11 protein-coding genes and 2 pseudogenes are annotated in these 15,781 nt (G+C 55.7%); 6 read left to right on the forward strand and 7 right to left on the reverse strand.

Annotated elements, in window-relative coordinates; translation table 11 throughout:
- Window positions 1-71: 71 nt before the first annotated feature.
- Window positions 72-1,358 carry a uracil permease gene (gene uraA, locus WLO32_RS15075; RefSeq protein ID WP_435945816.1) on the reverse strand — a complete coding sequence of 429 codons (1,287 nt, stop codon included), beginning with the start codon at window positions 1,356-1,358 and terminating at the stop codon, window positions 72-74.
- An 82-nt stretch (window positions 1,359-1,440) separates the two neighbouring features.
- Window positions 1,441-2,067: a uracil phosphoribosyltransferase gene (upp, locus tag WLO32_RS15080; protein WP_435945818.1), complete on the reverse strand. Its 627-nt coding sequence runs from the start codon at window positions 2,065-2,067 to the stop codon at window positions 1,441-1,443.
- Between the two features lie 369 nt (window positions 2,068-2,436).
- Here upp and purM point away from each other — a divergent pair, with 369 nt between their 5' ends.
- From purM to ppx, 4 genes are all read left to right on the forward strand, one after another.
- Window positions 2,437-3,474 carry a phosphoribosylformylglycinamidine cyclo-ligase gene (gene purM, locus WLO32_RS15085; protein ID WP_435945819.1) on the forward strand — a complete coding sequence of 346 codons (1,038 nt, stop codon included), beginning with the start codon at window positions 2,437-2,439 and terminating at the stop codon, window positions 3,472-3,474.
- Complete coding sequence (gene purN / locus WLO32_RS15090) at window positions 3,474-4,115, forward strand: phosphoribosylglycinamide formyltransferase (protein ID WP_435948312.1); 642 nt, start codon at window positions 3,474-3,476, stop codon at window positions 4,113-4,115. The genes purM and purN overlap by 1 nt, the downstream gene beginning before the upstream one ends.
- Before the next feature lie 171 nt (window positions 4,116-4,286).
- Complete coding sequence (gene ppk1 / locus WLO32_RS15095; RefSeq protein WP_121266004.1) at window positions 4,287-6,347, forward strand: polyphosphate kinase 1; 2,061 nt, start codon at window positions 4,287-4,289, stop codon at window positions 6,345-6,347.
- Between the two features lie 4 nt (window positions 6,348-6,351).
- Window positions 6,352-7,893, forward strand: a complete 1,542-nt coding sequence (ppx, locus tag WLO32_RS15100; RefSeq protein ID WP_435945820.1) for an exopolyphosphatase — start codon at window positions 6,352-6,354, stop codon at window positions 7,891-7,893.
- Window positions 7,894-7,913: 20 nt separating this feature from the next.
- Here ppx and WLO32_RS15105 read toward each other — a convergent pair.
- Window positions 7,914-10,170 (reverse strand): annotated as a pseudogene (locus tag WLO32_RS15105) (EAL domain-containing protein).
- A 352-nt stretch (window positions 10,171-10,522) separates the two neighbouring features.
- On the opposite strand from WLO32_RS15105, the gene WLO32_RS15110 reads away from it, so the two are divergent.
- Window positions 10,523-10,714: a YfgG family protein gene (locus tag WLO32_RS15110; protein WP_435945821.1), complete on the forward strand. Its 192-nt coding sequence runs from the start codon at window positions 10,523-10,525 to the stop codon at window positions 10,712-10,714.
- Between the two features lie 139 nt (window positions 10,715-10,853).
- Here the strand turns inward: WLO32_RS15110 and WLO32_RS15115 are convergent.
- Both WLO32_RS15115 and WLO32_RS15120 read right to left on the reverse strand, forming a co-directional pair.
- Window positions 10,854-11,634, reverse strand: a pseudogene (locus tag WLO32_RS15115) (SDR family oxidoreductase).
- A complete protein-coding gene (locus WLO32_RS15120) occupies window positions 11,634-11,960 on the reverse strand; it encodes a nuclear transport factor 2 family protein (RefSeq protein WP_435945823.1) in 327 nt (108 codons plus the stop codon). The pseudogene WLO32_RS15115 and the gene WLO32_RS15120 overlap by 1 nt, the downstream one beginning before the upstream one ends.
- 91 nt (window positions 11,961-12,051) lie before the next feature.
- Here WLO32_RS15120 and WLO32_RS15125 point away from each other — a divergent pair, with 91 nt between their 5' ends.
- The gene (locus WLO32_RS15125) at window positions 12,052-12,417 is read left to right on the forward strand and encodes a winged helix-turn-helix transcriptional regulator (protein WP_435945825.1); all 366 of its coding nucleotides are present in this window, start codon (window positions 12,052-12,054) and stop codon (window positions 12,415-12,417) included.
- Between the two features lie 97 nt (window positions 12,418-12,514).
- Here WLO32_RS15125 and guaA read toward each other — a convergent pair whose 3' ends face one another.
- Both guaA and guaB read right to left on the reverse strand, forming a co-directional pair.
- The gene (guaA, locus tag WLO32_RS15130; RefSeq protein ID WP_435945826.1) at window positions 12,515-14,092 is read right to left on the reverse strand and encodes a glutamine-hydrolyzing GMP synthase; all 1,578 of its coding nucleotides are present in this window, start codon (window positions 14,090-14,092) and stop codon (window positions 12,515-12,517) included.
- A gap of 68 nt (window positions 14,093-14,160) precedes the next feature.
- Window positions 14,161-15,627 (reverse strand): IMP dehydrogenase, encoded by a 1,467-nt coding sequence (guaB, locus tag WLO32_RS15135; protein ID WP_435945828.1) that lies wholly within the window; start codon window positions 15,625-15,627, stop codon window positions 14,161-14,163.
- Between the last annotated feature and the right edge of the window lie 154 nt (window positions 15,628-15,781).

Here is a 15,781-nt window from a genome sequence, read left to right on the forward strand (position 1 = left end):
CGCTGAGAGTCTATCACAGAATTAAGGGGCTGTAGAACCGGGCGGGAACGCCGCCCGGCGCGGGAGAAAAACTAGGGTTTTACTTCGTTTTCAGGCGCGTCCAGCACCACCTCTTCCGGACGCAGCACGCTGATGACTTTGAAGATCAGGCTCAGGCCAACGCCGACAATCGTCGCCAGCGCCATGCCTTTAAGCTCGGCGGCGCCAATATGCACCTTCGCGCCGCTGACGCCGATAATCAGGATTACCGAGGTCAAAATCAGGTTTTGCGCCTTGCTGTAGTCGACTTTAGATTCGATCAGCACGCGAATGCCGGATGCGCCTATTACTCCGTAAAGCAGCAGCGAAACGCCGCCCATAACGGGAACCGGGATGATCTGAATCGCCGCCGCCAGCTTGCCGACGCAGGAAAGCAGAATGGCGAGGATCGCCGCGCCGCCGATAACCCAGGTTGAATAAACGCGCGTTATCGCCATCACGCCGATGTTCTCACCGTAGGTGGTATTCGGCGTGGAGCCGAAGAAACCGGAGAAGATGGTGGAAACGCCGTTGGCAAACATGGAGCGATGCAGGCCCGGATCGCGAATCAGGTCTTTCTTGACGATGTTCGCCGTCACCACCAGGTGACCGACATGCTCGGCGATGACCACCAGCGCCGCGGGCAGGATGGTGAAGATAGCAAACCACTCGAAGCGCGGCGTGTAGAAGGTCGGCAGCGCGAACCAGTGCGCCTCACGGATTGGCGTAACGTCCACCACGCCCATCGCGAAGGAGAGCGCGTAGCCCGCCAGCACGCCGATAAGAATCGGGATAATCGCCAGAAAACCGCGGAACAGCACGGAGCCGAAGACGGTTACCGCAAGCGTCACCAGGGAAATAATGATGGTGGTGGAGTCCGCCGCGGCGCCTTCCGCAGGCAGCAGGCCCGCCATATTTGCCGCAACGCCCGCCAGCTCAAGGCCGATGACCGCAACGATCGCGCCCATCGCCGCCGGCGGGAACATCACGTCCAGCCAGCCGGTGCCCGCTTTTTTCACGATCAGCGCCACGATACAAAACAGCACGCCGCACATGATAAAGCCGCCCAGCGCCACTTCGTAACCCAGCGGCAAAAGCAGCAGCACGGGTGAAATAAAGGCGAAGCTGGAACCCAGATAAGCCGGAATTTTACCTTTGCAGATAAAGAGATACAGCAGCGTCCCGATGCCGTTGAACAGCAGCACGGTCGCCGGGTTGATATGAAACAGAATCGGCACCAGCACGGTGGCGCCGAACATGGCGAACAGATGCTGCAAACTTAACGGAATCGTTTGCAATAAAGGTGGTCTTTCACTCACCCCGATAGCGCGGCGGGTCATGTTGTTTTCCTCTGAGTATTGTTTTACGAACGACGAGTTTTAAAAACCAAAAAAAAGCCGACTTTCGAAGTCGGCTGCTTGTTTATTTCGTACCAAATATCTTGTCGCCGGCGTCGCCGAGGCCTGGAATAATGTATCCGTGCTCGTTGAGGGCCTGATCGATGGATGCGGTATACAGCTCAACGTCCGGGTGCGCTTTCTCCAGCGCGGCGATACCTTCCGGCGCGGCCACCAGCACCAGCACCTTAATGCTGGTGCAGCCCGCGTTTTTCAGCAGGTCGATAGTGGCGATCATAGAACCGCCGGTCGCCAGCATTGGGTCAACCACCAGCGCCATACGCTCTGCGATATTGGAAACCAGCTTCTGGAAGTAAGGCACCGGCTCGAGCGTCTCTTCATTACGGTAAACGCCCACCACGCTGATACGCGCGCTCGGTACGTTTTCCAGCACGCCTTCCATCATGCCCAGACCGGCACGCAGAATCGGCACAACGGTAATTTTCTTACCCTTGATCTGGTCGATTTCTACCGGGCCGTTCCAGCCTTCGATAGTGACCTTTTCGGTTTCCAGATCCGCGGTAGCTTCGTAAGTCAGCAGGCTGCCAACTTCTGAGGCGAGTTCACGAAAGCGCTTGGTGCTGATGTCCTGCTCACGCATCAGGCCCAGCTTGTGTTTGACGAGTGGGTGTTTCACTTCCACGATCTTCATAACTCTTTCTCCCCGAGATGTTGGCGACCACAAAAAAAATCGCCGGATTATACCGCTTTTTTGCAGCGAAGCCATCGGTATTGGGGTTGATCGGGATCAACCGAAGCCGAATGAGTATATAGCAACAAACTACCTTCCCGCTTCACAAGAGGCTCGCAAACGTTTGCCTGCACTGTTAGAATTGCCGCGATTTTTATTGCAGGCCAGCTATCAGCCTGATGACAGACCTTATGCCGCAATGAAAAGCAAGATGTTGTCAGACAGATAAACCAGGAAAATCAATTTATTGATTTTCGGCTGATAACCACAAAGAGGGAAAACCACGCTTTTTCGCTCTTTGTCAGCAATCTTACCGATGGAATTTGAACCATGACCGACAAAACCTCTCTTAGCTACAAAGATGCCGGTGTTGATATTGATGCCGGTAACGCTCTGGTCGACAGAATTAAAGGCGTAGTGAAAAAGACTCGTCGCCCGGAAGTCATGGGCGGACTGGGTGGTTTCGGTGCGCTGTGCGCGTTACCTCAGAAATATCGTGAGCCCGTGCTGGTTTCCGGTACCGACGGCGTGGGGACCAAGCTGCGTCTGGCCATGGATTTAAAACGTCACGACAGCATAGGTATCGACCTGGTCGCGATGTGCGTCAACGACCTGGTGGTTCAGGGCGCAGAGCCGCTGTTCTTCCTTGATTACTATGCGACCGGCAAACTTGATGTGGATACCGCGTCGAGCGTTATTACCGGCATCGCTGAAGGCTGTCTGCAGTCAGGCTGCGCGCTGGTGGGCGGCGAAACCGCCGAGATGCCGGGCATGTACCACGGCGAAGATTACGACGTTGCGGGCTTCTGCGTCGGCGTAGTCGAGAAGTCTGAAATCATTGACGGTTCTAAAGTTGCCAACGGCGACGTGCTGATTGCGCTGGCTTCAAGCGGCCCGCACTCCAACGGCTACTCGCTGGTACGTAAGGTGCTGGAAGTCAGCGGCGCCGATCCGCTGACCACCGAACTGGAAGGCAAGCCGCTGGCGGATCACCTGCTGGAGCCAACGCGCATCTATGTCAAACCGCTGCTTGAGCTGATTGGCGAAGTGGACGTGCACGCAATCGCCCACCTGACCGGCGGCGGTTTCTGGGAGAATATCCCGCGCGTGCTGCCGGACAATACCCAGGCGGTGATTGACGAAGCTTCATGGCAGTGGCCCGCCGTGTTCAGCTGGCTGCAAAAAGCCGGCAACATCAGCAATCACGAAATGTACCGCACCTTTAACTGCGGCGTGGGCATGCTTATCGCCCTGCCCGCCGCCGAAGCGGACAAAGCCATTGCGTCGCTGCGGGCCAAAGGTGAAAACGCATGGAAAATCGGTATCATTAAAGCAGCCAAAACCGATGAGCGCGTGGTTATTGAGTGATGAAACACATTGTGGTGCTGGTTTCCGGTAACGGAAGCAATCTGCAGGCGATTATCGATGCCTGTAAATCGAAAAAGATTAACGGCACCCTCTCGGCGGTGTTCAGCAATAAGGCCGACGCCTTCGGCCTTGAGCGCGCGCGCGCGGCCGGGATCCCGGCCCATGCGCTCACCGCCAGCCAGTTTGCCGACCGCGCGGCTTTCGATCGGGAGCTCATGCAGGAGATCGACGCCTACGCTCCGGATCTGGTGGTGCTCGCCGGCTATATGCGCATCCTCAGCCCGCAATTCGTGGCGCATTACGCCGGCCGTTTGATCAATATCCACCCTTCTTTGCTGCCGAAATACCCGGGCCTGTATACCCACCGCCAGGTGCTGGATAACGGCGATGAAGAGCACGGCACCTCGGTTCATTTCGTCACGGACGAGCTGGACGGCGGCCCGGTAATTTTACAGGCTAAAATCCCCGTCTTTGTCGGGGATGACGAAGACGAAATCACCGCCCGCGTGCAGCACCAGGAACACGCCATCTATCCGCTGGTTATCAGCTGGTTTATCGACGGAAGGCTTGAGATGCGCAATAACGCGGCCTGGCTCGATGGAAAAGAGCTTCCCCCGCAGGGACATGCGTCGGAAGAATAGGTATTAAGGGGCTGCGGCCCCTTTTTTAATGTCTCTCTTGCGGGAGGCTTTACCTTCAGCGCCGCCAAAAGCCATACTTTGACCTGTGCCGTTGGACATTCCCGGCCAAAGCTCGCCATAATGGCCGGCGTGACGGCATTTTAACGTCTGCGAAAACGGAAGTGAGGGCTAATGGGTCAGGATAAGCTGTATATCGAAAAAGAACTGAGCTGGTTATCTTTTAACGAACGCGTACTGCAGGAAGCGGCGGATAAACTCAATCCGCTGATTGAGAGAATGCGTTTTCTCGGCATCTATTCGAATAACCTTGATGAGTTTTACAAGGTACGTTTCGCCGAACTCAAACGGCGCATTCTGATCAGCGAAGAACAGGGAACCGCGCCCAACTCGCGTCACCTGCTGAATAAAATCCAGGCCCGGGTGCTAAAAGCCGACCAGGAATTCGACGGGCTGTATAACGATCTGCTGCTGGAGATGGCCCGTAACCAGATTTTCCTGATTAACGAACGCCAGCTTTCTGAAAACCAACAAAAATGGCTGCGCCACTACTTTAAACACTATCTGCGCCAGCACATCACGCCCATTCTTATCAACCGCGACACCGACCTGGTGCAGTTCCTGAAGGACGATTACACCTATCTGGCGGTGGAGATTATCCGCGGCGACGATATCCGCTACGCCCTGCTGGAGATCCCGTCCGATAAGGTGCCGCGCTTTGTCAATCTGCCGCCGGAAGCGCCGCGCCGCCGCAAGCCGATGATCCTGCTGGACAATATTCTGCGCTACTGCCTGGACGACATCTTCAAAGGCTTCTTCGACTACGACTCGCTGAACGCCTACTCAATGAAAATGACCCGCGACGCGGAATACGATCTGGTGACCGAAATGGAATCCAGCCTGCTTGAGCTGATGTCCTCAAGCCTGAAGCAGCGCCTTACCGCCGAGCCGGTACGCTTTGTCTACCAGCGCGATATGCCCGACGCGATGGTCGAAATGCTGCGCAACAAGCTGACCATCACCAACTACGATTCCATCATTCCAGGCGGCCGTTACCACAACTTTAAAGACTTCATCAATTTCCCCAACGTCGGCAAAGCCAACCTGGTGAATAAACCGCTGCCGCGTTTGCGCCATCTCTGGTTCGATAAGTTCCGCAACGGCTTTGACGCCATTCGCAATCGCGACGTGCTGCTCTACTACCCGTACCACACTTTTGAGCACGTGCTGGAGCTGCTGCGCCAGGCGTCGTTCGACCCGAGCGTGCTGGCCATTAAAATCAATATCTATCGCGTGGCGAAAGACTCCCGCATTATCGAATCAATGATTCACGCGGCGCACAACGGCAAAAAAGTGACCGTCGTCGTTGAGCTGCAGGCGCGTTTCGACGAAGAGGCCAACATCCACTGGGCGAAGCGCCTGACGGAAGCGGGCGTGCACGTCATCTTCTCCGCGCCGGGCCTGAAAATCCACGCCAAGCTGTTTCTTATTTCGCGTAAGGAAGGCGATGAGGTGGTGCGTTACGCGCACATCGGCACCGGCAACTTTAATGAGAAAACGGCCCGCCTCTACACCGACTATTCGCTGCTGACCGCCGACGCGCGCATCACCAACGAAGTGCGCCGGGTGTTTAACTTTATTGAAAATCCCTACCGCCCGGTGACCTTCGAGTATCTGATGGTCTCGCCGCAAAACTCGCGCCGCCTGCTCTACGACCTGGTGGATCGCGAAATTGCCAATGCGCAAAACGGCCTGCCCGCGGGCATTACGCTCAAGCTGAATAATCTGGTTGATAAAGGGCTGGTCGACAGGTTATATGCTGCCTCAAGCTCGGGCATTAAGGTCAATTTGCTGGTGCGCGGCATGTGCTCCTTGATTCCAAACCTTGAGGGGATCAGCGATAACATTCGCGTTATCAGCATCGTCGACCGTTATCTGGAGCACGATCGCGTATACGTGTTTGAAAACGGCGGCGATAAAAAGGTCTACCTCTCCTCCGCCGACTGGATGACGCGCAACATTGATTACCGCATTGAAGTCGCCGTTGCCATTCTTGACCCGCGCCTGAGGCAGCGGGTGCTGGATATTATCGACATTCTGTTTAGCGATACCGTGAAAGCGCGCTATCTCGACAAAGAACTGAGTAACCGCTATGTGCCGCGAGGCAACCGCCGTAAGGTGCGCTCGCAGCTGGCGATTTACGATTACATTAAATCTCTGGAACAACCTGACTAACGCTATGCCGATAAAAAAACATGCCCCCCGGCCGCAGGAGTTTGCCGCGGTCGATCTCGGTTCCAATAGTTTCCACATGGTTATCGCCCGTGTGGTTGACGGCGCGATGCAAATTATCGGGCGCTTAAAGCAACGCGTTCACCTTGCGGACGGGCTGAACGCCCAGAACGAGCTTAGCGAAGAGGCGATGGAGCGCGGCCTTTCATGCCTGGCGCTGTTTGCCGAGCGCCTGCAGGGCTTTGCCGCGGAGAACGTCTGTATTGTCGGCACGCACAGCCTGCGCGAGGCGGTCAACGCAGAGGTGTTTCTTAAACGCGCCGAGCAGGTTATCCCCTACCCGATTGAAATTATTCCCGGCAACGAAGAGGCGCGCCTGATTTTTATGGGCGTTGAGCACACGCAGCCGGAAAAAGGCCGCAAGCTGGTGATCGACATCGGCGGCGGCTCCACTGAGCTGGTGATCGGCGAAGATTTTGAGCCGATCCTGGTTGAAAGCCGCCGCATGGGCTGCGTGAGCTTTGGGCAGAATTTCTTCCCGCAGGGCGCGATCACGCCCGAAAATTTCAGGCGCGCGCGTCTGGCGGCGGTACAAAAGCTGGAGAATCTTTCCTGGCAGTACCGCCTGCAGGGCTGGAATGTCGCGATGGGCGCTTCCGGCACCATCAAGGCCGCGCATGAGGTGCTGGTCAATATGGGCGAGAAAAACGGCATTATTACGCCCGAGCGCCTGGAAATGCTGCGCGACGAGGTGCTGAAATTTAAAAGCTTCGGCTCGATGAGCCTGCCGGGCCTGTCCGAGGAGCGTAAAGCCGTCTTTGTTCCCGGGCTGGCTATCCTGTGCGGCGTATTCGATTCGCTGGCTATTCGCGAGCTGCGCCTGTCCGACGGCGCGCTGCGCGAAGGCGTGCTCTACGAAATGGAAGGCCGTTTCCGCCATCAGGATATCCGCATCCGTACCGCGCAAAGCCTTGCGGATCAGTACCATATCGATAGCGATCAGGCCCGGCGCGTGCTGGAAACCACCGAGCATATCTATCGGCAGTGGGAGGTGCAGAACCCGAAGCTTGCCAACCCGCAGATGGCCGCGCTGCTAAAATGGTCCGCCATGCTGCACGAGGTGGGGCTGAATATTAACCACAGCGGCCTGCATCGCCACTCGGCCTATATTCTGCAGCACAGCAACCTGCCCGGTTTTAATCAGGAGCAGCAGATGCTTATCGCCTCGCTGGTTCGCTATCACCGCAAGGGCATCAAAATTGACGATCTGCCGCGCTTTACGCTGTTTAAGAAAAAGCAGTTCCTGCCGCTGATTCAGATTTTGCGTCTGGGCGTGCTGCTCAACAATCAACGGCAGGCCACCAGCACCCCGCCTACGCTGGTGCTGGAAACCGACGAGAACCACTGGACGCTACGTTTCCCGCACGACTGGTTCAGCCAGAACACGCTGGTGCTGCTCGATCTGGAACGCGAGCAGCACTACTGGGACAACACGCCCGGCTGGAAGCTCAGGATAGAAGAAGAGGCCAGCCCGATAATCGCGGCCTGAATCACCTGCGGCGGACGGCGCTAAAACGCTGCTCCGCCCGCGGCAATTTCATCTTCAACCGTCTCCGGCAGCGATGCCAGCGGCTGCGGATAGCCAATCAAAAAGCCCTGCATATAGTCGATACCAAGGCGTTGCACCGCCTCCTTGAGCTCCTCGCTTTCCACGTATTCAGCCACGACCTGCATTTTTTTCATTCTTGCCAGCTGGCAGATGGATTCCACAATCTGATAGTCCAGGCTGCTGGTAAGCAGGTTGCGAATAAAGCTGCCGTCGATTTTTAATATGTCGGCGCTTATCTCCTTCAGGCGCGCATAGCTGGCGTAGCCGGTGCCAAAATCATCGATAGCCACCCGGCAGCCCATGCGCTGAAGCGCGCTGAGCGTAATATTGGCCTGATCTAAATTAAGCAGCGAGTTGCTTTCCGTCACCTCAAAAATAAGCTGCCACGGCTCGATGTTATATTTTTTGAGCAGCCGTTTGACTTCCGTTGGCAGCTGCGTGCGGCTTACGGAAGCGGGCGTCAGGTTGATAGCGAAACGGCAGCCGGGAAGCCGTTCACGGCTGCGATCCATAAACTGCAGGGTAGCTTCGAGCACCCAGTGGTCAATCCTCGACGACAGGCCAAACTCATGGGCGATGGGTAAAAAACTGTCCGGGGTAAGCAGCTCGCCCTCGTCGCCCTTCATGCGCAGCAGGATTTCATGGTAAGAATCACCGCGTATGCCGGCGATTCGCTGCGCCATCAGGATGAAATTGCCGCAGTCCAGCGCGTTTTGCAGGCGGTTCATCATCGCAACCTTGCTTTTAACCATCTTCTGAACCTGCACCGAGCCCTGCTGCTGCAGGTTTTCAGGATGGTAGGTGGTCAGCGAAAGCTCGGCCATCGTGCTGAGCTCTCCCAGCAGAAGATACAGGTGGGACACCGGCTGCTTTACGTAACAGTAGCTGATGCCGACCTGCGGCTGGAGCGGCATGCCGTCCCACATAAAGCGGAACTGCTTTACGCGAAGATCTATGGCTTCAATTCGCTCCTCGTGCGACTCGTAATTTAATCGCAAAACCAAATCATGCCCGGAGAGATGGTAAATCTTTTCATCGCTGGTAAGGATCTGGCGCAAATACTCGCCCAGCTGCTGTTTGTACTGAATACGTAAAAGCACGCCGTAGTTTCGTCCCAGCAGTTCGAGCTCGGGGATACACAGAAAAGCAAGCGCGGACCAGGAATGGCTTCCAATATCACGGTTAAGCGCGCGCAGGTTAGGCATCTGGATAATGGGATCGGTGAAGGCGGCCCGGTGGGCCTTTGCGTGCAGAAAACGCTGGCGCGTGGTTACCGAGGCCATCATGTAAATCGTTATTGAAAATATCGCGTAGCAGGAGGACGCGATGGCCAGATGAAGCTGGAACCCCATTTCCGTCGGTAAATAGTTATGGAACCCGCTACACAGAATAATCAGGATGAGGGTCCAGACGTTGGTAACAAACAGGAAGCCGAATCGCATGGCGCCCCATAGCATCACCGGCAAAATAAGGGTCAGCGTATAATCCGTTCTGAAAATAGAGGTGGAATCGCCCAGCGGCAACAGCAGCAGATTCACCAGCAGCGCCATCAGCCCAAGCCAGAGCGCCACTTCGGTTTTCGTCACCCCGTTTTGCACCTGCCCGCGCATCCTGGACAAAAAGGTAAAAACAAAGTGCGGGTTTCTAATCATACGAATGATGAAGTAGAAAAAAGGCATGCCGGTTAAAGTGCCGACCAATACCGCCTGGAAATTTATCAGCGTGCGCGGATGGAGCGGGTTTTCCGAAACCATGCTCAACAAAGGGTCATACCAGCCGAAGAACAGACCGATTTGATAGATAAAAAGAAAAATCGCGGAATTAACCAGCACCAGCCAGAACATGCGCGGCAGCGTCAGCGGAATAAAGCCGAACGTGACGGCGTGGCGACGCGGAACGAAGACGCGGTAAGCGGCAAAGCTCAGCGACAGCGGCAAAAGAAAATGGACGACGGCAAGCAGGGTGACTATCTCCCCTTTTATCGGGAGATAGCGAATAACGAGCGCAAGGACGATCCCCGGCAAAGCGGCCCCAGCCGAACACCATGATGAAAGCCGACAGCAGCCCAAGCGGCATATAGACCAGGAATACGCGTCCGCCTTCCAGCAGCGTATTGGCATTAAACCATACGGCCAGCGGCAGCATGAACGCCGGCAGTATCAGGGGCAGCGCCCACCAGTTATTTTTATGTTTGTTGTACCAGGTCACAAAATGCATAGATGGTCGCCAGAAACCCTGTCAATCCTGCTCGGGTAATATTCAGCAAGGGCTCCATCCTGACTGATAGAAACCATATCGCTATGGCGTGGACAGCAAATTTTAGTTAGGGATTTCAGCAAGGAATTGATCCAGATCAATTTATGCGTGAAGTTATGCCCGCGGGGCTGAAAAAAAACGCTTTACGCAGCAATAAATAACCTCATATAAATATTAAGAAAGCTTTATATAAACTGGGTCAATGATTGCCTTGACTCTTTTTTACATGTTTAAGAATTGACCCTGGCGTATCACTATGCCTAAATATCTCTTGTCGCCCGCGGTTGACGGGCAAACCCCAGGGGCCTTTTGCGTGACACAGGTTACGAGTATGCGAAGACGACACCGATTTAATAGTCGAATGACCCGCATTATTCTGCTTATCAGTTTTCTTTTCCTTTTTGGCCGATTTGTCTATTCCTCTATTGGCGCCTGGTATCACCATCAGGACCAAAAGGCGCAGGTACAGCAAAACAGCCTGTCTGTGGACAGCGCTAACCGGTAACCTATTCTTCTTGTTATAAAATCTCGCCGTTTCCCGCGGTGCGCTTTGTCACGCCCGTCTTGCGCTCCTGAAAGATAAAAAGCAGGCGACGCGCTGCCGCCTGCAACCTTCGGATATCACATCAGCAGGGTTTCCCTTACTACGCCGTCGGCACAGTGCCGCCGTCAATCACATATTCCGTACCGGTGATCGTTGCTGCGCGAGAAGATGCCAGGAAGGCGATAAGGTTCGCCACTTCAACAGGTCTGGATGGCCGCCCTAATGGAATGCCCCCCAGCGAGTCCATAACGATCTTTTTCCCGCCTTCGTAATCCGTTCCTGCCTGCAAAGCGAGCCTTTGCGCCAAAGCGACGGACGCCTCCGTCTCAATCCAGCCGGGCGCCACCCGGACAACGCGCACGCCTTTGGCGGAGACCTCCTTCGACAGGCTCTTGCTGTAGGTTGATAATGCCGCCTTCGCGGCCGCGTATGCGGTGGTCGACTCCGGCAAAGGAAGCTCGCGCTGGATAGAGGTGACATGAATGATAACGCCGGCCTCCTGCGCCAGCATGGCCGGCAACAGCGCGCGGTCCAGACGCACGGGCCGGCAGCAGATTCAGGTTCAGTTCGCGCTGCCACTGCTCTTCATCGAGCGCGGCGAAACCTCCGGCAGGCGCCGAGGATCCGCCGAGTACATGAATAATGATATCCACGCCGCCAAAACGGGACATAACGGCATTGGCTACCTGCTTGCAGCCTTCGACGGTTGTCAGGTCGGCGGCAATGAAAATTTCGGCTGAAGTAGCCGCCGGCTGCTCTCGCGCCGTTGTAAGCACACTCGCCCCCATTTCGCTGAACAAGCCAACGACGGCTTTGCCAACGCCCTTCGTCCCGGCCGTTACCAGGACGCGTTTCCCCTGTAGCTCCAGATTCATTGACATCAGCGGATCTCCAGCGAATTGATTTTGTCGCCCGTCAGGTGAAACACATGGTCGAGCTGAACCGGGCTGCCGGGAAAATTGCCGACAACGTTTGCCGTAACGATCAGCCGATCGCCGTCTCGTGAAGCCGCGAGCGGTTCGACGGAGTATTCAAATTTCTTCTTCGCTTCGTATTTCCAGTTCAGGATGGCATCAAGCCCCTGGTACGTCTGTTTTTCGTCAGTGACAACCGCATCAGGCATGAAGCAACGGGTGATTTGTGCTATATCCGCGCCGTTACCAGCCTCGAAGTACAGGGTGACAGCATCGGGAAGAGACAGAGCCATGTTCGCATTCTCGCTAAGGTTTGCCGGAGAATCATTTTCGACATAGACTAACTAATTATCAAGAACGCACTAAAAAGTAAGTTACTGACTTATGAGAAAGATATATACCCCGGCCAGCGCCGCGCTGGGCGTTGAAGAAGTGATTCGCTTACTGGAAGGAAAATGGAAGCTCATTATTCTTTTCCACCTTTTCGATGGCAAAGTGCAGCGCTATTCGGATCTTGAGAAGCTGATTGCGGGCATTTCCCAGAAAATGCTGGCCCAGCAGTTACGGCAGCTTGAAGAAGACGGCATTGTTTCACGAAAAGTGTATCCGCAGGTTCCTCCCAAAGTTGAGTATCGCCTCACCGAGTGGGGCCAGGCCCTGTGCCCAGCTTTGGACTCAATGCTGAAATGGGCGGAACAACGCGACGCCTTGCTGCTGAAAGGGGCTGTGGAAGAAGGTCCTGCCGGCTAGCCTGAAGGCATTAATAAAAACAAGCGCCAGAAAATAAAAAACCCTCTGTCAATACAGAGGGTTGATAAGCAATGCTGAGCTTAAGCCAGGCACCCAATCATTCCCACTCGATGGTCGCCGGCGGCTTGCCGCTGATGTCATAGACGACACGCGAGATGCCGTTGACTTCGTTGATGATGCGGTTGGATACGCGGCCAAGGAAGTCATACGGCAGGTGCGCCCAGTGTGCGGTCATAAAGTCGATGGTTTCAACCGCGCGCAGGGAAACAACCCAGTCGTATTTACGGCCATCGCCCATAACGCCAACGGAACGTACCGGCAGGAATACGGTAAACGCCTGGCTCACTTTATTGTAGAGATCGGCTTTATGCAGCTCTTCGATAAAGATGGCGTCCGCACGGCGCAGAAGGTCGCAGTACTCTTTCTTCACTTCGCCCAGCACGCGCACGCCCAGACCCGGTCCCGGGAACGGGTGACGGTAGAGCATGTCGTACGGCAGGCCCAGCTCGAGGCCGATTTTACGCACCTCGTCTTTAAACAGCTCTTTAAGCGGCTCAACCAGGCCCATCTTCATCTCTTTCGGCAGGCCGCCCACGTTGTGGTGGGATTTGATGACGTGCGCTTTGCCGGTCGCGGAGGCAGCTGATTCGATAACGTCCGGATAGATGGTGCCCTGCGCCAGCCATTTTACGTCTTCCAGGCGCAGCGCCTCTTCGTCGAACACTTCGACAAAGACACGGCCAATGGTTTTACGCTTGGCTTCAGGATCGTTAATGCCCGCCAGCTGGGACAGGAAGCGTTCCTCTGCCGGTACATGAACGATGTTCAGACCGAAGTGGTCGCCGAACATTTCCATTACCTGCGCGGCTTCGTTAAGACGCAGCAGGCCGTTGTCGACGAATACGCAGGTCAGACGATCGCCGATGGCGCGGTGCAGCAGCATTGCGGTTACGGAAGAGTCCACGCCGCCGGACAGGCCAAGAATAACCTTGTCGTTGCCAACCTGCTCGCGAATACGCTCGATGGCGTCTTCGATAATTTTTGCCGGCGTCCACAGCGCTTCACAGCCGCAAATATCCAGCACAAAGCGCTCCAGCAGACGCTGGCCCTGGCGGGTATGGGTCACTTCCGGGTGGAACTGCACGCCGTAAAAGCGTTTTTCTTCGTTGGCCATAATGGCAAACGGGCAGGTTTCTGTGCTGGCGACGGTCACGAAGTCAGAAGGGATAGCCGTGACTTTATCGCCGTGGCTCATCCAGACGTCCAGCAGCGGTTTGCCCGTGGCGCTAAGAGAGTCTTCGATGCCGCGAACCAGAGCGCTGTCGGTTTTAACTTCCACCTGCGCGTAGCCAAACTCGCGTTCGTTAGAGCCTTCCACGTGGCCGCCAAGCTGCATCGCCATGGTCTGCATGCCGTAGCATACGCCAAATACCGGCACGCCGGCTTCAAACACGTATTCGGGGGCGCGCGGGCTGTTCAGCTCGGTGGTGCTTTCCGGGCCGCCGGAGAGAATGATGCCGCTTGGATTGAATTCACGAATTTGTGCTTCAGTGACATCCCATGCCCACAGCTCGCAGTAAACGCCCAGCTCGCGCACGCGACGCGCGACCAGCTGGGTGTACTGAGAACCGAAATCAAGGATAAGTATGCGATGTTTATGGATATTTTCCGTCATTGACGCTAATTCCGAGGCAAGTGAAACAGAGAAAGTAAATCGCCCGGCGCATGGCCGGGCGAGGAGAATCAGGAGCCCATGCGGTAGTTCGGAGACTCTTTAGTAATGGTCACGTCGTGCACGTGACTCTCCTGGATGCCCGCACCGCTGATACGTACGAATTCCGCTTTGGTACGCAGCGCATCGATAGTACCACAGCCGGTCAGGCCCATACAGGAACGCAGGCCGCCCATCTGCTGGTGAACGATCTCTTTTAAGTGGCCCTTGTAAGCCACGCGGCCTTCGATACCTTCCGGCACCAGCTTGTCCGCAGCGTTATCGGTCTGGAAGTAACGGTCAGAAGAGCCTTTGGACATCGCGCCTAAAGAGCCCATGCCGCGGTAGGATTTGAAAGAACGGCCCTGGTAGAGTTCGATTTCGCCCGGGGACTCTTCCGTACCGGCCAGCATACCGCCAACCATGACGGCAGACGCGCCCGCGGCGATGGCTTTGGCGATATCGCCGGAGAAACGGATGCCGCCATCGGCGATAACCGGAATGCCGGTGCCTTCCAGCGCCTCAACGGCATCGGCTACGGCGGTGATCTGCGGAACGCCCACGCCGGTTACGATACGGGTAGTACAGATAGAGCCAGGACCGATACCGACCTTCACCGCGCTTACGCCCGCTTCCGCCAGCGCGCGTGCGCCGGCAGCGGTCGCCACGTTGCCGCCGATGATTTGCAGATCGGGATATTTTGCGCGAGTTTCGCGAATACGTTGCAGAACGCCTTCGGAATGACCGTGAGAGGAGTCAATCAGCAGAATGTCCACGCCAGCCGCTACCAGAGCATCGATACGCTCTTCGTTGCCTGCGCCTGCCCCAACGGCAGCCCCAACGCGCAGACGGCCCTGGTCGTCTTTACAGGCGTTTGGTTTACGCTCTGCTTTCTGGAAGTCTTTAACGGTGATCATGCCGCGCAGATGGAAGCTGCTGTCGACAACCAGCGCCTTCTCAACGCGTTTCTCGTGCATTTTAGCCAGCACAACTTCGCGAGACTCGCCCTCTTTCACGGTTACCAGGCGCTCTTTCGGCGTCATGTACACGCTGACAGGCTGGTTCAGGTCGGTAACGAAACGCACGTCGCGGCCGGTGATAATACCCACCAGCTCGTAGTTTTCGGTTACCACGGGATAGCCTGCGAAGCCGTTACGCGCGGTCAGCTCTTTCACTTCGCGTAAGGTCGTGGTTGGCAGCACGGTTTGCGGGTCGGTAACCACGCCGCTTTCGTGTTTTTTCACGCGTTTGACTTCTTCAGCCTGGCGCTCAATCGACATATTTTTGTGGATGAAACCAAGACCACCTTCCTGAGCCAGCGCAATTGCCAGGCGTGCTTCGGTCACGGTATCCATGGCTGCGGACAGCATAGGGATATTGAGACGAATAGTTTTGGTCAGTTGGGTGCTTAAATCCGCCGTATTAGGCAGAACGGTGGAGTGAGCTGGGACAAGGAGAACGTCATCAAACGTCAGTGCTTCTTTGGCGATTCGTAGCATGGCAATATCTCAACCTGGGGTGAATGAGAACAGATAAAATATTGCCGCGGCATTATACAGAGCGGAATCGATTGCATCCACACTTTTTTAAGAAAACTCCTTGCCACCCGCGTCAGGGCGGGTAGTATGAACCGAATAACCTGCTGATTTAAAA

Source organism: Dryocola mayonis, assembly GCF_051307045.1.
Lineage (GTDB): Bacteria > Pseudomonadota > Gammaproteobacteria > Enterobacterales > Enterobacteriaceae > Dryocola.

Coding starts and splice junctions, on each gene's coding strand:
- WLO32_RS15120 (WP_435945823.1), bottom strand. CDS start 11,960: ATGGCTCTGTCTCTTCCCGATGCTGTCACCCTGTACTTCGAGGCTGGT.
- guaB (WP_435945828.1), bottom strand. CDS start 15,627: ATGCTACGAATCGCCAAAGAAGCACTGACGTTTGATGACGTTCTCCTT.
- uraA (WP_435945816.1), bottom strand. CDS start 1,358: ATGACCCGCCGCGCTATCGGGGTGAGTGAAAGACCACCTTTATTGCAA.
- ppk1 (WP_121266004.1), top strand. CDS start 4,287: ATGGGTCAGGATAAGCTGTATATCGAAAAAGAACTGAGCTGGTTATCT.
- guaA (WP_435945826.1), bottom strand. CDS start 14,092: ATGACGGAAAATATCCATAAACATCGCATACTTATCCTTGATTTCGGT.
- WLO32_RS15125 (WP_435945825.1), top strand. CDS start 12,052: ATGAGAAAGATATATACCCCGGCCAGCGCCGCGCTGGGCGTTGAAGAA.
- purM (WP_435945819.1), top strand. CDS start 2,437: ATGACCGACAAAACCTCTCTTAGCTACAAAGATGCCGGTGTTGATATT.
- purN (WP_435948312.1), top strand. CDS start 3,474: ATGAAACACATTGTGGTGCTGGTTTCCGGTAACGGAAGCAATCTGCAG.
- ppx (WP_435945820.1), top strand. CDS start 6,352: ATGCCGATAAAAAAACATGCCCCCCGGCCGCAGGAGTTTGCCGCGGTC.
- upp (WP_435945818.1), bottom strand. CDS start 2,067: ATGAAGATCGTGGAAGTGAAACACCCACTCGTCAAACACAAGCTGGGC.